The sequence below is a fragment of the Novosphingobium olei genome (assembly GCF_037076535.1).
GTDB lineage: Bacteria > Pseudomonadota > Alphaproteobacteria > Sphingomonadales > Sphingomonadaceae > Novosphingobium > Novosphingobium olei.
In genome coordinates this window covers 3933864-3952124 of the sequence record NZ_AP029021.1, presented here as the reverse complement: position 1 = coordinate 3952124, position 18261 = coordinate 3933864, and the positions used below count along the sequence as shown (strand labels likewise).

The following is an 18261-nucleotide window of genomic DNA, read 5'->3' as shown; positions in this document are numbered from 1 at the left end:
GCGGGACAACGGCCGCAGTGCCGCGTCTTGCTTATGGGCTGCGATACTGTACGTATTGCGCCGCAGCAAAGCTCGAAACACGAACCGTGCTGCAGTCCTGCGCTGGCATCCGCAGATCGATACGGCGAAGATACGCTCGGAGACGATGGACCGATGGCGACCCTTGAGAAGGACATGGCCGGACGATCGGGCGCCACCAGCGCCGGCTCCGCCGCGTCCCAGCGCCTCAAACTGCCGCTTGCGCCTTCGCTGGAGCGCCGCCGCCTCCAGAGTTACCTGCTGCTGATCGTTTGTGACGGGCTCGCCCTGACGATCGGGCTGCTGCTCACCGCTTACCTCTATCTTGGAACAACATCGGAGGACGGCACCGTCCGGCAATGGGCGATCATGCTTCCGGTGTACTGGACCGCCGCGCTGAGCCTGCAGACCTATTCTGCAAATGCGCTCATCTCGCTGCGGACCGCGCAGAAGCGAGCACTCCTGGCGCTCCTTGCGGCCTTTACGCTCAGCCTGTTCGTGGCCTTCTTCGCCAAGTCGAGCGGCGATTTCTCGCGCATCACGACAGGGTTCGGCATCGTGGTCAGCGCGGCGCTGCTCATGTGGGTGCGCGTCCTGCTCAAGCCCCTGTTCCGCATGCGCTGCGGGGCCACGGCAGAGAACGTGCTGGTTCTTGACGATGGCGGGATGCCGGTGCGGGTGCCGCATGCATGGCACATCGATACGGCCGAGCACCGGCTCTCGCCCAACCGGCAGGATCCGCACATGCTCGATCGCCTCGGCATGTTCATGGCGAACATGGACCGCGTATTGGTGAGTTGTCCACCCGAACGCCGCATGGACTGGGCCTTGGTGTTCAAGGGGTCCAACATCTGCGGCGAGATCATCGAACCAGAGGTCACCAGCCTTGGCGTGCTGGGCGCGCGCCGCGGGCAGGGTTTCGGCGCGTTGATCGTATCGACCGGACCGCTCGGCCTGCGCAACCGGGCGGCCAAGCGCCTGATGGACATCTCCATCGCCGGCGCGGCACTGATTTTCCTTGCGCCGTTGCTGATCATCGTCGCCGCGCTGATCAAGCTTGAGGACCGCGGCCCGGTGTTTTTCCTGCAGCAGCGCCAGGGCCGCAACAACCGTCTGTTCTGGATCTACAAGTTCCGATCGATGCGCGTGGAAAGGCTGGATGCTTCGGGAACACGCTCGGCCAGCAAGGACGATGATCGCATCACGCGGATCGGCCGGTTCATCCGCAGCACCAGCATCGACGAGCTGCCCCAGCTTCTCAACGTCCTGCGCGGCGACATGAGCATTGTCGGCCCACGTCCGCATGCCATCGGATCGCTCGCCGGATCGAAGCGTTTCTGGGAAGTCGATTCCCGTTACCTGCTGCGCCACTCGCTCAAGCCCGGCCTTACCGGCCTTGCCCAGATCCGCGGGCTGCGTGGCGCTACTGATTCGGAGCAGGATCTTTCCGACAGGCTTCAGGCCGATCTGGAATACCTCGACGGCTGGACCGTCTGGCGGGACCTGCGAATCATGGTGGCGACGATCACCGTACTGGTTCACGACCGCGCATTTTAGGACGAGCTGTTAGCTAGATGCGACAGACTGTGCAGATGCGAAGAGTGCACCTACCTATGGAAAATTCCCCTGATTTTCCGACTCCGGCGCTTTTGTGCATCTGCACAGTCGTCCTTGCGCGCCTGCGAAAAAGGTTGAAAATGGAGTAATCTTGGGTTAGCGGTTTCTGCGTACGCCGAATCTGGAGGTTGCAGTGACCAAGCTGAACAAGATTGCACTGATGGGCACCGCGCTTGCGCTCTGTCTGTCCGGCACCGCCCAGGCGGCCACTACCCGTTCGGGTGATGCCGTTCCTGCCGTTGGAAAGAAGGCACCCAAGCGTACCGTCGCTGCCGTTCGCGGCAAGCGCAGCGCTGCCGGCGAAGACACGGCGATCATCGCCGCGGCTGCTGTCGGGACGCTGGTCGTTGGCGGCATTGCGCTGTCAGACAGCGGCAACGACAGCCCGGGCTGATAGGCCAGACGGTCGTTTTGTCTCATAGCAGAACATAGGGAACCCCCTTCGTTTCGGAGGGGGTTTCTTAATTCCATTGCATGTCTAATTTTCCCCCGGAACCTGAGCCAGGAAAGACAGACTTCGACGCATGGATCCCGTTGTCCTATCTGCTATCCTTCTACTGATCGTCTCCACTCTGCTAGGTGGCGGCGGCACCCCCTCGCCTTTGCTGGAACTGGCCGTGCAACTGATCGGCGCAGGAATTGCGGCGTTCTGGGGCATCCAGATGCTGCGCCGCAACGCGAAGATCTCGCTGCCTGCGCTGGTGATTGCAGCGCTTTTCCTTTTGGTCCCGCTGGTCCAGCTGGTCCCCCTGCCGCCGTCGGTGTGGCAGGCGCTCCCCGGCCGCGCACCCGAAATCGAAGCGCTGAAGCTGGTTGGGGCCGAAAACAGCTGGCGTTCCATTTCGATGGCACCTGACCGGACGCTTGCATCCCTCCTCGCCAGTATTCCGCCGCTGCTGCTGCTGGTCATGGTCGCCAGCATGCGCCGGCGCGACCGCGCCTTGATGGTCGCGGTGGTCGGTGCGATCGGCCTTTTGACGCTGTTCGTGGGCCTCCTGCAAGTCAGGGCCGGCGTGCTGCTTTTCTGGGATCGGTCCGATGTCGTCCTCACCGGCTTCCAGGCGAACCGCAACACCACCGCCGATGTCCTTCTGGTCGGGCTGCTCGCCGGCGTAACTGCGCTGCGACTGTGGAACGAGGGTCGGAGCCGGCCGCGCAGCCCGGTGGTGATCCTTACCGCTTCTGCTGTCCTGTCGATCATGATTGCCACGGGCGTGTTCATGACCGGATCGCGGTCCGGCGTCGTACTGCTCCTGATTGCCGTTCCGGCTGCGGCAATCATCGCCTTTCTTCAGGTCCAGGGTTCGTCGCGACGCCCGCTTCTTGCCGGACTGGGCGCGCTGATCATACTGGCGGGCGCGGGCCTGGTGGTTGCGCAATCCGCCAACGGCAGCATCGTCAAGGTCGTGTCCCGCTTCTCTACCGATGACGAGACGCGTCCCGAGCTTTGGCGCGACACACGCTATGCCATTAACGAATCCTTCCCCTTCGGAACAGGGATCGGCACCTTCGTTCCGATCATGTTTGCTGCGGAACGGCTCGAAGTCGTCGATACGCGGTTGCCCAACCGTGCGCACAACGAATATCTCGAATACACCATGGAGAGCGGCATCGCCGGCCCGCTCGCGATGCTGGTAATTTCACTATATCTCATTGTAATTGCTTGGAAAGAATGGCGGAAGCATCAGCCATTTTCCCGTGCACAAATCTCGTGCGCGATTGCAGCAATGACCATTGTTGCACTGCACTCTATCGTGGACTATCCCTTTCGTTCGATGTCGATGGCCAGCCTGATCGCCATTATGGTTGCTCTGCTGCTGCCTGCACCGGAGCGGAAGCCCGAATGAATTATTTCGTGGAACCCATCACAATGCGCCATCTTCGCAGCACATTTCTCATCGGTTTTTCGGCAGTGGCGCTGGCTGGATGTTCCAGCGGAGTGCAGAACCATTTGCCCGTGGGTGCGGCCGCCTATCAGGCTATCGGTGATCGTAACTCGGACACGTCGGTGACCGAGGTTCTGCAGCCCGGCGATCGCCTGGCGATCCGGGTCATCGGCGAGCCGGAGCTTACGTCCGACCAGTATTTCGTCGACGCCAACGGCTTCGTGCAGGTCCCGCTGGCAGGCGAAGTCACCGCCGCAGGCAAGTCGCCCAGGCAGCTTCGTGCAGATATCATCGACAAGCTGGCCGCAAAGTACATCCGCCATCCCGACGTGTCGGTGATCGTGATCGAAACCACCCGCAACACGTATTCGGTTGAAGGCGAAGTCCGCGAACCGGGTGTATTCGAGGCTGGCCCGGATACCACCCTGCTGACCGCGATGGCGCGCGCGAAGAGCCCGAATAACGTCGCCAAGCTCGACGAGGTGATGATCTTCCGCACCGTCAACGGGCAGCACATGGGTGCCCGCTTCGACATCCGCCAGATTCGCGCTGGCAATGCGCCCGACCCGCGCGTGCTTGCGGGCGACATGGTCGTCGTCGGGTATTCGAGCACCCGCGGCGTATGGCGTGACATCCTGACCGCAGCGCCGCTCCTCAACGTTTTCGTCCTGTTGAACAACAACGTCCTCAACTGACCCGAAAGACCGCAGCCTTGTCCGACACAAACACCGCGTTTGCCGGTTTCGCCTCTCAAAGATCCGCAGCCGGATCTGAACTTTTCGGCGAGGGGCTGGGGCGTCCGAGCTTCGACTTGCGCTTCATGCTGGCGGTTGCCCGACGCAACCTGTTCGGCATCGGGGTGATCGTCGGCGTCGTGCTGGCTCTGACCGTGGTGGTGACGCTGCTCACCACGCCGAAGTACACGGCCGGCGCGCGGATCCAGATCAATGACAACTCGAGCCGGGTGTTCAGTGAAGAGGACATGCAGGACGAACCGGTTGTCGCTGGCTACGACACGGACCGTTTCCTCAAGACCCAAACCGAAGTCATTTCGAGCCGCAGCCTGGCCCTGCGTGTTGCGCAGCGCCTGAACCTTGCCGGCAACCCCGCGTTCTTCGCGGCGCAGGATTCCAAGCCGCCCGCCGAAGGTACGTCGCTTGCCAATGCGCAGGCCATGGCGGCCTCGCTTCTGCGCACCGGCCTCAACGTCCAGCTGCCGCGCGATTCGCGCATCGTGACGATCGAGTTCACCAGCGCTGATCCGGCGCTCGCGGCGAAGATCGCCAACGCCTATGTCGACGAATACATCCAGTCGAACCTGCAGCGTAAGTTCGACAGTTCGTCCTACGCGCGCAATTTCCTGGGCGAACAGCTGCAGCTCGCCAAGCAGAAGGTCGAGGATTCCGAGCGCGCCCTCAACGCCTATGCCCGCAGCAATGGCCTGATCATTCCACGCAGCGCGAGCAACGGGAGTGAAAAGGACAATTCGAACGGCAGCAACTCGGTGACCACCTCGAGCCTGCTGCAGCTCAACACCGCAGCAAACGACGCCACGGCCAAGCGGATTGCTGCCGAAGGCCGCTGGCGCGCCATCAGCTCGGTGCCGCTGCTGTCGAGCAACGAGGTGCTGACCAGCCCGACGATCAACCAGCTGGTGACCGCAAAGGCCGAAGTCGAAGCGTCGCTCAAGGAAGAGCAGAGCCGCCACCTCGATGATTATCCGGCTGTCCTTGCCAAGCGTTCGCAGCTCAAGTCGCTCAACGACCAGATCCAGATCACAGCCAACAACATCAAGAACTCGGTCCGATCGGACTACGAGGCCGCGAAGCAGGCCGAGCAGCAGCTGATGAGCCAGGTGGCCTCGCTCAAGGGCGACACGCTCGCCGAGCAGGATCGCACGGTGCAGTACGGGCTTCTGTCGCGCGACGCCGATACCAACCGGCAGGTCTACGACGGCCTTCTCGAACGCTACAAGAAGCTGAACGCCACCGCGGGCGTCAGCCTGTCCAACATCTCTATCGTGGACGAAGCCCAAGCGCCCAGCGGCCCGTCATCGCCGAAGCTGCTTCGCAACCTGCTGATTGGCCTGATTGCCGGCTTCGTCGCCGCAGGCATCTACGTCCTCGTCCGCGAACAGTTCAACGACTCGATCCGCGTACCGGACGATGTCGAGCCCAAGCTCGACATGCCGCTGCTCGGCGTCATTCCGGGTGCACGCGACGACGATCCGGATGCGGCCCTGGCCGACCCCAAGTCGGCGGTGACCGAAGCCTACAACTCGCTCCGCAGCTCGCTGATGTATTCGACGAGCGAAGGCCTGCCGAAGATCATCCAGGTGACCAGCGCGCAGCCTGCCGAAGGCAAGACCACCACCAGCCTTGCCATCGCCACCGGTTTCGCCCGCATGGGTCGCACGGTGCTGCTGATCGATGCCGACATGCGTCGCCCTTCGATCCATCGCCGCGTCGACGTTCCGAACGAGGCCGGGCTTTCGACCCTGCTGACCTCGCATGCCGAACTCACCAGCATCGCGGTGCAGACGGGCCAGCTGAACCTGTCGGTCCTGCCGTCGGGTCCGGTCCCGCCGAGCCCGACCGAGCTGCTTTCCTCGCACCGCATCGAGGAACTGCTGACCGAGGGCGCCCGCCACTACGACACCGTGATCGTCGACTCCCCGCCGATCCTGGGGCTTGCGGACGCTCCGCTGATTTCGGCCTTGGTCGATGGCGTCGTCTTCGTGGTCGAAGCCAACCGCAATCGCCGCGGCTCGCTTCGTGGCGCCATCCGCCGCCTGCGGGCGATGCGTCCAATCATCCTTGGTGCCGTTCTGACCAAGTTCGAAGCCACCAAGGCAGGCAACCAGTACTACACCGACTACTACGGCTACGATTACTACCAGTACGGAAGCTCGGGGAAGGCTGACGCCTGATGTCCGTCGGGGGCGAACGGCGGCGTCCTGCAGGGACCTTGCTGGTCGCCGTCTCGGCGATTGCCTATGCGGCGCTGGCGCTTGCCAGCGGACTGGACCGGGCGGGCGCGCTCGATCCGGTGCTGGCGGGAATGCTGCCCACGGCCATTCAGGCCCAGTCTCTCCGCAACAAGGCGACCACCGTCCAGTCGATCGGCGACGCCGCAAGAGCCCGCGCCCTGGCCGAAAAGGCGGTCGAGCGCACACCGATCGAGCCGGGCAGCACCGCCGTGCTCGGTGCCGCGCTGCTGGGCGCCAACGACGCTGCGGGGGCGGACCGCGTATTTCGGGTGGCCGCACAGATGGGCTGGCGCATCCCGCTCACCCAGCTGTACTGGATGCAGACATCGCTCGCGGTAGAGGACTATCCGAACCCTGCCGTGCGGCTAGACGCGCTCCTGCGGCAAACCCCCAGCCTTCTTTCCAACCGCAAGCTGCTCGATCCGCTCGAACAGACCGAGGACGGGCGCAAGGCCCTCGCCGATCGCCTTGTCGAGCGACCCAACTGGCTTGATCCCTACACGACCGACGTTTGGGAGGTCCCCCCGCCCGTGCTCGACCTGCGCCGAGCGGTGCTCCTCGACGTCGCGAACCAGGGCCGCAAGCTCGGCTGTGTGGATGTCTCGCCTTTCGTCCAGCGCGAGATTGCGCTCGGCAATCCGCGCGGCGCGCACGATGTGTGGATCGCCCACTGTCCCGGTGCGGGCAAGGCCATGATCTACGACGGAGACTTCCAGCAGGCCGAAGTCTCGCAAACGCGTTCCTCGCTGTCATGGACGTTCGTTGGCAACGGCAACATTTCGGTGTTTCCGGAGCCGGGGCAGCGGCCTGGTCAACGCGCCCTTGCCGTCGACGGCAAGGTGGCGATGCCGACAGTCTTCGTCCGACAGATGCTGCTGCTTCCGGCGGGCCGATATCGGGTCACATGGACGGCGTTGAGCGAGAGCGGCGCGCCAACCACCCGGATCGTGGCAGGCCTCGATTGTGGCCATGGCGTCGAGTGGCAGACTGGTGAGGCAGGCCCCAACGGATTGCGCAGTGCGGTCCTGGAAAGCGATGGCAGCTGTGACGCGCCCTGGCTGTCGTTCGGCCTTGCGCCCGGCGATGGCGTCGCCCGTCTCACAGGCGTTGCCATGTCTCCCCTGGGCGCGGCTAAGCCCTGATCCTTCGCGTTCCCCGCGATTGCGCCGCGAACCAGACCCCCGCACGCTGAGGCTGCCGTCGCCTGGTCAGTGCCGGGCGACGGCAGGTGCGATCAGTGCCCCGCTTGCGGACCGCGCTCGAGCCCGGATGCTGCGAGTTGTGCGTCGATCATGCCCATCAGGCGATCGAGCCCGTCCTGCGAGTAGCTTTCGGCGCGGGCCACGAGCACATCCTGCGTGTTCGACGCGCGCAGCAGCCACCATCCGTCGGGGGTGTTGACGCGGGCGCCGTCGGTAGCGTTGACGTCGGCACCCTCCGCTTCGAGCCGGGCCTTTACCTCGTCGATCACCGCGAATTTGCGGCTCTCATCCACCTGGAACCGCAATTCGGGCGTGTTGATCATCGCCGGCATCGCGCCGCGCAGCTCTGTCACCGATCTGCCGAGTCGGGCAGAAGCAGCGATCAGGCGGATGGCGGCATAGAGAGCATCGTCGAAGCCGTAGTACTGGTGGGCGAAGAACACATGGCCGCTCATCTCGCCAGCGAGCGGGCTGCCAGTCTCCTTCATTTTGGACTTGATGAGCGAGTGGCCGGTCTTCCACATCAGCGGCTTGCCGCCCAGTTCGGCCACCCTGTCGAACAGCGCGCGGCTGGCCTTTACATCCGCGATAATCGTGGACCCAGGCTCCATCGCCAGCAGGTCCTCGGCATAGATCATCAGTAGCTGGTCACCCCAGATGATCCGGCCTTCCCCGTCGATCGCACCGATGCGGTCACCATCGCCATCGAAAGCCACTCCGAAGTCGAGCTGACCATCCGCGACAGCCTTCTTGAGATCGAGAAGGTTCTTCTCTTCGGTCGGGTCCGGATGATGATTGGGAAAGTTGCCATCCACTTCGGTGAACAACAGGGTGTGCTTGCCCGGCAGGCGCGCGGTGAGCTTTTCGACCACGGGTCCGGCAGCGCCGTTTCCGCAGTCCCATGCGATCGACAGCCTGTCGAGCATCGCGCCGTCGATGCCGTCGAGCCCTTTCAGCAGCCGCTCGACATATTCGTCCATGATATCGAGCGTCTCGTGCGTCCCGTTTCCGGAAGTCCAGTCCCCGGTCTCGGCCAGGGTGCCGAGGTCGAGGATATCTGGCCCGAAGAACGGACGCCCCTCAAATACCATCTTGAAGCCATTGTAGTTGGCGGGATTATGGCTGCCGGTTATCTGGATGCCGCCATCCACCTGATCAAGTGACGCTGCAGCGTAGTACAGCATCGGCGTCGGCCCCATGCCAACGCGCACCACGTCGACGCCGCTCGCGTTGAGCCCTTCGACCAGCGCATGCTCAAGGATCGGCGAACTGACCCGACCGTCGTAGCCGACCGCAACGCGCTTGCCACCGGCACGCGCGATCCTGGTGCCGAATCCCCGTCCGATCGCGCGAGCATCATCTGGCCCGAGCGTTTCGCCGATAATCCCGCGAATGTCGTATTCCCGCAGGACAGTGGGGTGGAACTTGTGAGTCATGAAGGACTTGTCCCCTCTTGGTCGACAACCCGCGCCGAGGAGCCGGCGCGGGCGTGAATATTGCTCTGGCGCAACGGGCTCTCACCCCTTGCTTCGCTCTCCCAGGCGACCGAGCAGGAGATCCCGCGCGGCATTTGCTTCGTGCACGGCTTCCGACGTCCCGCCCCGGTCCGGGTGGACCCTGGCGATCAGGCGGCGATGGGCATCGATTATGTCTTCGCGACTGGCTGCCGCGGCTACCCCCAGAAGATTGCGAGCGCGTTGCTCACCTTCCGAACGAGCGCTGCCGCCCACGAGTTCCCAAGGCCACTTGCCTGCCAGCATCTTGACGACGACGCTGACAATGAAAGCGATCCACAACAGCTTGATCATGCAACCCCGTCGAGTTCCGCCTGCACTGGCTGCGCAGCGGACGAAGGCATCGGCAGGTTGAGCCCTGCGACCAGCGTGCGCAGTTCCTGCCGCGCGACGAGGTGGCTGGTGCCGAGCTCGCCGAGGTGCCCCTTGTCGAGCAGCGTCAGCCCGCTCGGAAACAGCTCGCGATAGATCACGCGCTCGGATAGGCCGCTCGCGACGCGGAAGCCCACGCGCTTGGACAGCTCGGTCAGCGCCTGGTCGATGCGGCGCTGGTTGCGCGCTTCGGTATAGCCGGTGCGGTTGCGCACGACGACCCAATCCATCTCGCGCCGGGCATCCTGAATGGTGGCCATCGCGCGCTTCTTGCGCGCTTCCCAGATGAGTTCGGCGTAGAACGACAGCCGGCGGACCTTGAACGTCTCGGCATCGACCTGACCGATCAGGTCGAAATCGACGAAGCTGTCGTTCAGCGGGGTGACCAGCGTGTCGGCCTGCGTCGCGACATGGCGCGCCAGCGGATCGTCGCGGCCCGGGGTGTCGAAGACGATAAAGTCGTGCCCGTCGCTCAACTGCGCGGTCAGATCGTCGAGCCCTGCCGCGCTGTCGTGCCCGTAGACGCCAAAGCTGGCGCTGGGCAGAGCGATGTTGCGCCGCTTCATGGTCTCGGCGCGGTTCTCGAAATACCGATGCATCGTCCGCTGCCGCGCATCGAGATCGATCGTTGCGACCCGCGCCCCCTGGTAGGCCAGCGCGACCGCCACATGGACCGCCGTGGTCGACTTGCCCGTCCCGCCCTTTTCGTTGGCAAAGACGATGCGGTGCGGTCCGTTTGACAAGGTTGCGGCTCTCTCTGCTAAACGTTTGATCTGTCGATGGCCGGGCTTGCTGCCGGCAGAGCCATGCGATTAGGGGTGCACCCCGCAACCGCAAAGCCCTGTCAGGGGATTAAAGGAGAGCCCGCGCTCGTGCAAATCAACAATCGGCTAGAAGCCCTGCGAGAAGCCGTCGATGCGCTTCGAAACGGGGGAAAAACCCTCGCATTCGTGCCGACGATGGGCGCCCTGCACGAAGGCCACCTGACTTTGGTGCGCGAGGCGAAGAAGCTGGCGGACCACGTCACGGTTTCGATCTTCGTCAATCCGCGCCAGTTCGGGCCCAACGAGGATCTTGACGCCTACCCGCGCCGGCTCGCCGCCGATGCCGCCCTGCTCGAAGCGGAAGGGGTCGACCTGCTTTGGGCGCCGACCGTGGATGTCATGTATCCGCAAGGTTACGCGACCAACATTTCCGTGTCCGGACTGGACGCCGTCCTGTGCGGTGCGGCGCGGCCCGGGCACTTCGACGGCGTCGCTACCGTGGTGTGCAAGCTGTTCAACCAGGTCCGTCCCGATTTCGCGCTGTTCGGCGAAAAGGACTGGCAGCAGTTGGCGATCATCCGCCGCATGGCGCGCGATCTCGATCTCAGCCAGCCGCACGTCGACCGGATCATCGGCGTGCCGACGGTGCGCGAAGCCGACGGCCTCGCCATGAGCAGCCGCAACCAGTACCTTTCGGCCCAGGAGCGGGAACAGGCAGCGGGACTCAATCGCGCCATGCGCAAGGCGATTGCCAGCATCGTCGGCGGCTCTTCCATTGCTTCGGCGCTCGCGGCGCTGAAGGACGATGTCCTGGCGAGCGGTTTCAAGTCGATCGACTATGCCGACTTGCGCGATGCAGCAACGCTTGAGGAACTGACCGCCTACGACGGGCGCGATGCGCGACTGCTGGTGGCGGCACGGATCGGCTCCGCCCGCCTGATCGACAACATGGCGCTCGCCTGAGCCCGCTTCAGTTCTTCGTCGCCCAGGCCCGTACCAGGCTTTCGGCTATGTAAGGCATCGGCTTGCCGTTCTCGTCCTTCACGATGGCGGGATGGAACAGGTCGGTGTGCGTGCAGATCGCCTCGGCCAGACTGCGCTGCTCCTCCAGCTTGGGGCCGCATTCGATGACCTTGCCCGACGGATCGACCGTCGTGACCAAGGTGACGTCTTCGCTGGCGGCATTCCCGCGCAACTGGACGACCTTGACCTCGGCAACCGGCTGCAGCCGCGCGGCCGCTATGTCCTGCGTCGCGGGACCGGGGACATAGAGCCGGACAAGCGTGGTGACCACGGCGAACGCGGGCGTGCCATCGCGCAGCCTGGCCGGGTTGTAGCGTTTGCTCGAAGCGATCTTGCACACATCGCGGGCAAGATGCGCATCGCCGAGCGCCGAGACCACCTTGCAGTCCTGTGGCCGACCCGTCGGGTCGACGCGGATTTCGATCGTGGCGGCGGTGGATCGGCCCGCCGCGCGCGCTTCGGGCGAATACTCCAGCGCCGTCACCATGCCCGGAATGTCGGGGTCGGCAACGCCGACTGGCGCGGAAACCGCCGCGGCGGCCGCAAGCAGGAAAAGTGGGACCATGGCATCCTCTTCACTGGCATCTTGCCCGGTGCGATGTCCGGGATGCGACGGTAGTCCCGCGCGGCTTCACGGGCAATTTGTTACATTTCGATGTCAAATCTGTTTCAAGAACTCACAACAGCAGGCCCTGCGCGGAAGGGGGATCGTCGATCGCGACTTCGTGCATCAGGTCGTCGGCAAGGCTGCGCTGCATTGCCCAAGCGCCCTGCGCATCGGTCGACAGCCAGCGCCTTGCCTCCTCGCCCGGGCGCAGGATGACAGGCATGGCCTTGGGATGGACCGCGCCCACGATGCGGTTCGCAGCGCAGGTCAGGAAGGCAAAGCGCGGCCCGTCTGCCGTCGGTCGCCACACCCCGGCAAAGGCGAACAGCGGCTGATCGCGCAGCGCGAACCAGTGCTTCATCTTGCGCCCGGTGGCAGGATCGGGCTCTGCCGACCATTCGGAGAATTCGGTCACCGGAACGAGGCACCGCCGCACGGAATCGGCAAGCGCTGCGCGCCACATCGGCGAAGCCAGGTTGCGCACATTAGTGATCGGCCGCTTCACCTGCCCGAACGGCGGCCAGCCCCACTGCATCATCTCCAGCCGCGTGTCCTCTGCTCCGATCAGAACGGGCGCTTCGTGCCCCGGATAGATCTCGTGAAAGGCAGGCACGTTGCGACCGCCAACATCGGCGCCGAACAGCGCGGCGATGGCTTGCGCGTTGCTGGTCATGCGATACAAGTTGCACATCGAAACCAGACCCCAGAACAGATCACGCCGGAGAGAGCCATGGCCACCAGCCTTCGCCCCAACATCGAATGTTCCGATGCCGAATGGCAAGCCCGGCAGGAGTTGGCCGCGTGCTATCGTATCTACGACCATCTCGGCTGGTCCGAATCGATCTACAACCACATTTCGCTGAAGGTGCCAGGGGAAGACAACGCGTTCCTGATCAACCCGTTCGGCCTGCTCTATTCCGAAGTCACCGCCTCGAATCTCGTCAAGATCGACATCGACGGCAACAACATCGGCGCCTCGAAGTATCCGGTGAACAAGGCAGGCTTCACCCAGCACGCCTATTTCCACCGGCACCTGCCTTGGGCCCATGCGATCGCGCACGTGCACACCACGGCGACGATGGCGGTGTGCAGCCTCGAGGAAGGGCTGATGCCGATCAACTTCTACGCCTGCAACTTCATCGGCCAGCTCGCCTACCACGATTTCGAAGGCGTCACCGTGCGCGCCGAAGAGGGCGAACGGCTGCTGAAGAACCTGGGTGACAAGCGCATCCTGATGCTACGCAACCACGGCCCGGTGGTGCTCGCCCCGTCGCTCCAGCAGATGTTCGTCCAGCAGTGGAGCCTGCAGCGCGCCTGCGAAATCCAGCTGGCGGTGCTCTCGACCGGAGCAAAGCCGATCGTGGTGCCGGACGAGGTCATCGCCGTGCATCAGCGCGATCTTCGCGAAGTTCAGGTGCCGGGCACCCGCCCGGGCGAGACCGACTTTGCCGCCTGGGTCCGCCGGATCGACCGCATCGATCGCAGCTGGCGCGACTGACGCCCGCGCGGATTCCCAAGCCCCTGCCCTTGCGCTAGAGGCAGGGGATGGCGCAGCTCACCGTCAACAACCAGCCGATGGAGTTCCGGCTCGAACCGGATACCCCCTTGCTGTGGGCGCTGCGCGATGCCGCAAACCTCACCGGCACCAAGTATGGCTGCGGCAGCGGCGAATGCGGCGCCTGTACGGTGATCATCGATGGACAGGCGATGCCGAGCTGCACCCTTTCGCTGGGCGAGGCGGAAGGGCGCAGCGTGACCACGATCGAGGGACTTTCACCCGATCGCAGCCACCCGGTGCAGCAGGCGCTGGTGTCGGAACAGGCGATCCAGTGCGGCTTCTGCACGCCGGGGCTGGTGATGACGGCAGCGGCGCTGCTGGCGCGCAACGCCAATCCGACCGATGCCGATATCGCCGCAGCCGTGACCAACATCTGCCGCTGCGGCACCTATCCCCGCATCACACAGGCGATCCAGCGCGCCGGGCGCATCCTTCGCGGCGAAGAGCGGGGCGTGCCGCTCTCCGCACCGCAGACCGCGACAACCCCCGGCCTCTGACCGGTCAGAACTTTGCGCGGACGGTCAGACGCGCGTTGATCGGCTTGCCGGTGGTAATGTTGTTGTCGGTGTGCGCCGAGGGGAAATAGTCGGTGTCGAACAGGTTCTCAAAATTCAGCTGCAACGACAGCCGGTCGTTCAGTTCATAGAACACCGCTGCATCGACCCGCGTCCACGCCGGCAACCGCACGGTGTTGCTGATCGTGGTGAACATCGACGATTGATGCGTCACGCCCAGTCCCAGCCCGAGGCGCCTGGTAACGTCATAGCGCGTCCAGGCCGAGGCCTGCAGGTGCGGCAACTGGCTGAGCGTGCGACCGGCCGGCGCTGACGCGGTGGCCGAGCGCACTTCGCCTTCCTGCCAGGCGAGGCCAAGGCTTGCCTGCCAATCGGGCAGGATGCGACCCGCCAGCGAGAATTCCACGCCCTGCGCGCGCGTCCGTCCGGACAATTCGGCAAGGCCGGTCACCGGATTGTTGAAGCGCGAATTGTCGCGCGTCAGGCGATAGATCGCGGCGGTGAAGGCAAGGTTGGTGTGGATGTCCCACTTCAGCCCCGCTTCGATGTTCTCGAACTGCTCGGGATCGAGCGTTGCCTGCGTTGCATCGAGCGAGCCGAACTGGTCGCCCGACTGCGGCAGGAAACTGCGCGTGAAGCTGGCATAGATCGACATGTTCCGGCGCGGCTTCAGGATCACGCCCGCACGCGGCGACCATTTCCTGTCGGTGCGGCGCGCGCCGGCGCCGTTGACCGCACCCTCTATCCTGAATTCGTCATAGCGGATGCCGCCGACGATCTGGAGGAAGGGCGCCAGCTCGATCTGGTCCTGCAGGTAGGCCGACCAGGTATCGACCTTGCTGTAGGTCGCGCGCGCGGTGCCGGTGAACGTCGCCACGGGGATCGTCAGGCGCTTGGCCAGGACAACGCTCGCCCCGCCCGGAAACACGGGATCGATCCGCAAACCCGAAGTGTCCTGGCTCGAGACCTCGAATCCGGCGAGCAGGGTATGTCCCACCGGACCGGTGCGCCCTTCCCAGACGAGATTGGTCTGCCCGATCCAGCTGTCCCGGACCGTCGCGCTGGAATAGCCGGACAGGGTCAGCGTGTTGGTCGCCGGGTTGACCGCGGTGTTGGCGAAGAGGTTGCCGTAATACTTGTCGGTGTGGCTGTACTGGCCGATCACGTTGAAGGTCATGTTGTCGGACAGCTGGTGGTCGAGCCGGGCTTGCGCAATGTGCGCCTTCACCCGCGCGACGTTGAGCGCTTTCGAGCCGAAAAAGGTATCGTCGTAGCCCTGCAGCGGCTTGCCGTTGATCGAAGGCACGCCCCGGTCGGTGGTGCGATCGTCATCGTCGTAGTTGTACGACAGTTCGACCCGCGTATCCGCATCCGGTTCAAAGGCCAGCGTCGGATTGATGCCGATGAAGCGCCCGCTGAAATCCTGCCGGTGGTTGCGGAACTCCTCGTAAGTCGCGTTGAGCCGGGCGCCCAGATTGCTGCCGAGTGGCTGGTTGAGATCGCCAGCGATGGAGAATGCGCCGAAGGTATCCACCCCGGCGGTTGCAGCGCTCATGGTCTTGTCCAAAGCGGGGGTCTTGCTGACGCGGTTGACCACGCCGCCGCCCCCGCCGCGCCCGAACAGCAGCGCGTTCGCGCCCTTGAGCACCTCGACCCGCTCGATGTTGTAGAGCGAGCGATAGTACTGCGTATCGTCGCGCAGGCCGTCGAGATAGAAGTCGGCCGTTGTGTTCTGGCCGCGCAGGTTGACCTGGTCGCGATGCCCTTCGCCCTGCCCCAGAACGACTCCCGGCACGTAGCGCAGCGCATCGCCAAGTTGCGTGACGCCCTGATCGTCGAGCTGTTCGCGCGTCAGCACGGCCACGCTCTGCGGCACGTCGACCAGCGGAGTCGGCGTCTTGATCGCGTTGGCGTCCTCGGGCCGGTAACCGTCGGCCTTGCCGGTCACCACGATGGCGACGCGGCCGTCATCGGCAACGACTTCTTCGGCCTGCGAGACGGAAGGAATCAAAACAGCAACGCCTGCGAGCAGGACAGCCTGGCGGATCATGAACGGTTCCCCTTACGAGCCGCCCCGTTAATGCGACGCGTTCTCAATCGCAAGAGAAAGTGCGAATTGCTCGCAAAAGCTTTTCCGGCCTTGGCGTTATCCCCTTGGGCAGGCCGCTACTCGTACCGGCGCTTGCGCTTCTTGCCTTCGCGCAGCTTTTCAAGCTCGGCGTGGATGCGATCGCTGATCGAGCCATGGTCGGCATCCTTGGCGCTGAACGTTAGGTCTGCGGGATTGTCGGGCTCGGCCTCCTCCACCGGCTTGGGCTTTGGCTTGGGCTGGGGAGGATGGGGATAGCCCTCGCAGTTCTCGACCTCGCGTGCGCCCTGTTCGTCGTAGAGCGTCGACATCGCCACCGCCGGATCGCCCGATGGACGTGTCGTGCAGATTTCGACCCGCTTGCTCTGGATGTCGTAATGAACCGTCAGGTTCTCGAGCCCGCAGCTCGCAGGATTGCAGCCGCGCAACGACAGCGTTTCCCCCTTGCGCACGATCGGCTCGGTCGCCCGGATCGTCGGGAGCAGTTCCTCGATCGCGCTCGCCGCTTCCTGCCCGCCGACCAGTTCGTCGACGGCGGAGCGGAACTCCTCGCTTTCGAACATCGTCTGGCCGTCGATCCTCGCGTCGATAGGCTTGCCGGCAAAACGCGCAATGCCTTCGACCGGAGGCTCGTGCACTTCGGCCTCGGCACTGGCCCCGGCCGCCGGCCCTTCCGGATTGGCGGCAACGTGCGACAGCGAACCAAGCCAGAAGGCCAGCGCGTGCGTAGCGACGAGCCCCGTGCCGACCAGCGCCAGCCGGCGGACGCGCGGCGGCACGGAAATGGCGGGCAGCTTGCGCTTCGCACGCTTCTTGCCGGCCGCGGCCTCATCCGGGCCATCGGGCGCCACGGCCGCCGCTGGCGCGGAGGCATCCATCTCGCCGAGGAGATCGTCCATGTCATCGAGCGAAACGGGAGGCAGTGCAGCCGGCACCGCTTCGGCCGATGCTGCCGCCCCCTCGGCCACCGCGCTTTCGCTTGCGGGGGCGAGCTCGCCAAGAATATCGTCGAGCGGGTCGGCTTCGGCGGCAGGAGCAGCCGGCAATTCACCCAGGATGTCATCCAGCGGATCGGCTTCGACCGCCGGCGTAACGGGTCCTGCCGGCAGCTCTCCAAGGATATCGTCCAAGGGATCGACCTCCGCTGCGACCGGGGCGGGCGCAGAAGGCAATTCGCCGAGGATATCCTCCAGCGGGTCGATCTCGACAGGCTCGAGCGGGGCAGGCGGAGCAGGCGCTGCCGCCAGTTCGCCAAGAATGTCATCCAGCGGATCGACGGCCGCAACTTCCGCAGGAGCGGGCGCCGCCGTCAAAGCCCCAAGGATGTCATCGAGGGGATCGACTTCGGCCGATGGTGGCGCAGGAGCTGCGGACAACTCGCCCAGAATGGCGTCGAGCGGATCCTCATCGGGCGCGGGAGCGGGTGCGGGCAATTCGTTCAGGATATCGTCCAGCAGGTCGGTCGGTGCGTCCTCGCTCGCGGCGATGGGCTCGGACGGCAGCGCTGGCTCAGCCTCGGCTTCCAGCCCCGCGACCTCGTCGTCCGGGGCATCGGCCAAGGCTTCTTCGATCTCCGCTAGTGGAAGGACCTTCGTCTCGGCAGACGTCTCACCGTTTGGCGGACCGGCCAGATCTCCCAGAAGATCGTCGAAATCGATGGATCCGGCCGCTACCGGATCTACCGGATCGGCAGACCGCTCCGGCTCGCCGAGCGGGTCGTCGGCAACCGGTGCCTGCGGGACGGGCGGCGGCGGGACCGGCGGCAGGTCGGGACGCCTCGCCTTGCGCTTGCGCGCAGGCGCTGCGGTTTCCCCTGCGGTCTGCGGTGGTCGTGCCATCTTGTCCCGAGCGCCCGTTCGTCTTGCTGCCGACGCCCGATGTTCCGGGCGTTGGCTGCATCAACCACAGCGATGGCAAAGGCGGGGTAGTGCGCGCCTAGGGGTTAGTCCGTGCAGGACCGCACCCGAATCAGAAAGGCAGTGCCTTGTCGGCCAGGATCAGCGCTGCCGCGCAGGACAGCACGATGGCACTGCGCAGCCAGTTGGTGACGGGCAGCGCCGGAACGTGACGAAGGGCGATCGCATGGGCCATGTCCGCAGACATGCAC

Annotated in this window: 17 protein-coding genes; 9 read left to right on the top strand and 8 right to left on the bottom strand. The window is 64.6% G+C overall.

What is annotated here, in order from left to right; all coding sequences use genetic code 11:
- Nucleotides 1–153: 153 nt before the first annotated feature.
- The 6 genes from AACH40_RS18710 (at nucleotide 154) to AACH40_RS18685 (ending at nucleotide 7652) form a co-directional block, all read left to right on the top strand.
- Nucleotides 154–1575, top strand: coding sequence for a sugar transferase (locus AACH40_RS18710; RefSeq protein ID WP_338643670.1), 1422 nt, complete (start codon nucleotides 154–156; stop codon nucleotides 1573–1575).
- A gap of 193 nt (nucleotides 1576–1768) precedes the next feature.
- Nucleotides 1769–2029 carry a hypothetical protein gene (locus AACH40_RS18705; RefSeq protein ID WP_338643669.1) on the top strand — a complete coding sequence of 87 codons (261 nt, stop codon included), beginning with the start codon at nucleotides 1769–1771 and terminating at the stop codon, nucleotides 2027–2029.
- Nucleotides 2030–2159: 130 nt separating this feature from the next.
- Nucleotides 2160–3482, top strand: a complete 1323-nt coding sequence (locus AACH40_RS18700; protein WP_338643668.1) for an O-antigen ligase family protein — start codon at nucleotides 2160–2162, stop codon at nucleotides 3480–3482.
- Between the two features lie 8 nt (nucleotides 3483–3490).
- Entirely contained in the window at nucleotides 3491–4216 is a 726-nt protein-coding gene (locus AACH40_RS18695) for a polysaccharide biosynthesis/export family protein (protein ID WP_338643667.1), read from the top strand.
- A 17-nt stretch (nucleotides 4217–4233) separates the two neighbouring features.
- Nucleotides 4234–6450, top strand: a complete 2217-nt coding sequence (locus AACH40_RS18690) for a polysaccharide biosynthesis tyrosine autokinase (protein ID WP_338643665.1) — start codon at nucleotides 4234–4236, stop codon at nucleotides 6448–6450.
- Nucleotides 6450–7652, top strand: a complete 1203-nt coding sequence (locus tag AACH40_RS18685; RefSeq protein WP_338643664.1) for a hypothetical protein — start codon at nucleotides 6450–6452, stop codon at nucleotides 7650–7652. Before AACH40_RS18690 ends, AACH40_RS18685 begins: the two co-directional genes overlap by 1 nt.
- A 92-nt stretch (nucleotides 7653–7744) precedes the next feature.
- On the opposite strand, the gene pgmG is transcribed toward AACH40_RS18685, so the two are convergent.
- From pgmG to AACH40_RS18670, 3 genes are all read right to left on the bottom strand, one after another.
- Complete coding sequence (pgmG, locus tag AACH40_RS18680; protein WP_338643663.1) at nucleotides 7745–9148, bottom strand: phosphoglucomutase/phosphomannomutase PgmG; 1404 nt, start codon at nucleotides 9146–9148, stop codon at nucleotides 7745–7747.
- An 81-nt stretch (nucleotides 9149–9229) separates the two neighbouring features.
- Complete coding sequence (locus AACH40_RS18675) at nucleotides 9230–9520, bottom strand: molecular chaperone DnaJ (protein ID WP_338643662.1); 291 nt, start codon at nucleotides 9518–9520, stop codon at nucleotides 9230–9232.
- Nucleotides 9517–10341 carry a division plane positioning ATPase MipZ gene (locus tag AACH40_RS18670; RefSeq protein WP_206069578.1) on the bottom strand — a complete coding sequence of 275 codons (825 nt, stop codon included), beginning with the start codon at nucleotides 10339–10341 and terminating at the stop codon, nucleotides 9517–9519. Before AACH40_RS18670 ends, AACH40_RS18675 begins: the two co-directional genes overlap by 4 nt.
- Nucleotides 10342–10470: 129 nt before the next feature.
- Here AACH40_RS18670 and panC point away from each other — a divergent pair, with 129 nt between their 5' ends.
- Nucleotides 10471–11325, top strand: coding sequence for a pantoate--beta-alanine ligase (panC, locus tag AACH40_RS18665; RefSeq protein WP_338643661.1), 855 nt, complete (start codon nucleotides 10471–10473; stop codon nucleotides 11323–11325).
- A gap of 7 nt (nucleotides 11326–11332) precedes the next feature.
- On the opposite strand, the gene AACH40_RS18660 is transcribed toward panC, so the two are convergent.
- Together AACH40_RS18660 and AACH40_RS18655 are read right to left on the bottom strand one after the other, a co-directional pair.
- The gene (locus tag AACH40_RS18660) at nucleotides 11333–11950 is read right to left on the bottom strand and encodes a TonB family protein (protein ID WP_338643660.1); all 618 of its coding nucleotides are present in this window, start codon (nucleotides 11948–11950) and stop codon (nucleotides 11333–11335) included.
- Nucleotides 11951–12062: 112 nt separating this feature from the next.
- Nucleotides 12063–12683 carry an SOS response-associated peptidase gene (locus tag AACH40_RS18655; RefSeq protein WP_338643659.1) on the bottom strand — a complete coding sequence of 207 codons (621 nt, stop codon included), beginning with the start codon at nucleotides 12681–12683 and terminating at the stop codon, nucleotides 12063–12065.
- A 39-nt stretch (nucleotides 12684–12722) separates the two neighbouring features.
- On the opposite strand from AACH40_RS18655, the gene AACH40_RS18650 reads away from it, so the two are divergent.
- Together AACH40_RS18650 and AACH40_RS18645 are read left to right on the top strand one after the other, a co-directional pair.
- Nucleotides 12723–13490, top strand: coding sequence for a class II aldolase/adducin family protein (locus tag AACH40_RS18650; protein WP_338643658.1), 768 nt, complete (start codon nucleotides 12723–12725; stop codon nucleotides 13488–13490).
- A gap of 47 nt (nucleotides 13491–13537) precedes the next feature.
- On the top strand, nucleotides 13538–14047 hold the full coding sequence (locus tag AACH40_RS18645) for a (2Fe-2S)-binding protein (protein WP_338643657.1): 510 nt from the start codon (nucleotides 13538–13540) through the stop codon (nucleotides 14045–14047).
- A gap of 4 nt (nucleotides 14048–14051) precedes the next feature.
- Here the strand turns inward: AACH40_RS18645 and AACH40_RS18640 are convergent, their stop codons facing one another.
- From AACH40_RS18640 to AACH40_RS18630, 3 genes are all read right to left on the bottom strand, one after another.
- The gene (locus tag AACH40_RS18640; RefSeq protein WP_338643655.1) at nucleotides 14052–16115 is read right to left on the bottom strand and encodes a TonB-dependent siderophore receptor; all 2064 of its coding nucleotides are present in this window, start codon (nucleotides 16113–16115) and stop codon (nucleotides 14052–14054) included.
- A 116-nt stretch (nucleotides 16116–16231) separates the two neighbouring features.
- The gene (locus AACH40_RS18635; RefSeq protein WP_338643654.1) at nucleotides 16232–17992 is read right to left on the bottom strand and encodes a hypothetical protein; all 1761 of its coding nucleotides are present in this window, start codon (nucleotides 17990–17992) and stop codon (nucleotides 16232–16234) included.
- Nucleotides 17993–18122: 130 nt separating this feature from the next.
- Nucleotides 18123–18245, bottom strand: coding sequence for a hypothetical protein (locus AACH40_RS18630; protein ID WP_338643653.1), 123 nt, complete (start codon nucleotides 18243–18245; stop codon nucleotides 18123–18125).
- Between the last annotated feature and the right edge of the window lie 16 nt (nucleotides 18246–18261).

What these genes read in the sequence shown, in the direction of transcription:
- AACH40_RS18710 (WP_338643670.1), top strand. Translation starts at nt 154, where the DNA reads ATGGCGACCCTTGAGAAGGACATGGCCGGACGATCGGGCGCCACCAGC.
- AACH40_RS18700 (WP_338643668.1), top strand. Translation starts at nt 2,160, where the DNA reads ATGGATCCCGTTGTCCTATCTGCTATCCTTCTACTGATCGTCTCCACT.
- AACH40_RS18685 (WP_338643664.1), top strand. Translation starts at nt 6,450, where the DNA reads ATGTCCGTCGGGGGCGAACGGCGGCGTCCTGCAGGGACCTTGCTGGTC.
- pgmG (WP_338643663.1), bottom strand. Translation starts at nt 9,148, where the DNA reads ATGACTCACAAGTTCCACCCCACTGTCCTGCGGGAATACGACATTCGC.
- AACH40_RS18675 (WP_338643662.1), bottom strand. Translation starts at nt 9,520, where the DNA reads ATGATCAAGCTGTTGTGGATCGCTTTCATTGTCAGCGTCGTCGTCAAG.
- AACH40_RS18660 (WP_338643660.1), bottom strand. Translation starts at nt 11,950, where the DNA reads ATGGTCCCACTTTTCCTGCTTGCGGCCGCCGCGGCGGTTTCCGCGCCA.
- AACH40_RS18655 (WP_338643659.1), bottom strand. Translation starts at nt 12,683, where the DNA reads ATGTGCAACTTGTATCGCATGACCAGCAACGCGCAAGCCATCGCCGCG.
- AACH40_RS18650 (WP_338643658.1), top strand. Translation starts at nt 12,723, where the DNA reads ATGGCCACCAGCCTTCGCCCCAACATCGAATGTTCCGATGCCGAATGG.
- AACH40_RS18645 (WP_338643657.1), top strand. Translation starts at nt 13,538, where the DNA reads ATGGCGCAGCTCACCGTCAACAACCAGCCGATGGAGTTCCGGCTCGAA.
- AACH40_RS18640 (WP_338643655.1), bottom strand. Translation starts at nt 16,115, where the DNA reads ATGATCCGCCAGGCTGTCCTGCTCGCAGGCGTTGCTGTTTTGATTCCT.
- AACH40_RS18635 (WP_338643654.1), bottom strand. Translation starts at nt 17,992, where the DNA reads ATGGCACGACCACCGCAGACCGCAGGGGAAACCGCAGCGCCTGCGCGC.
- AACH40_RS18630 (WP_338643653.1), bottom strand. Translation starts at nt 18,245, where the DNA reads ATGGCCCATGCGATCGCCCTTCGTCACGTTCCGGCGCTGCCCGTCACC.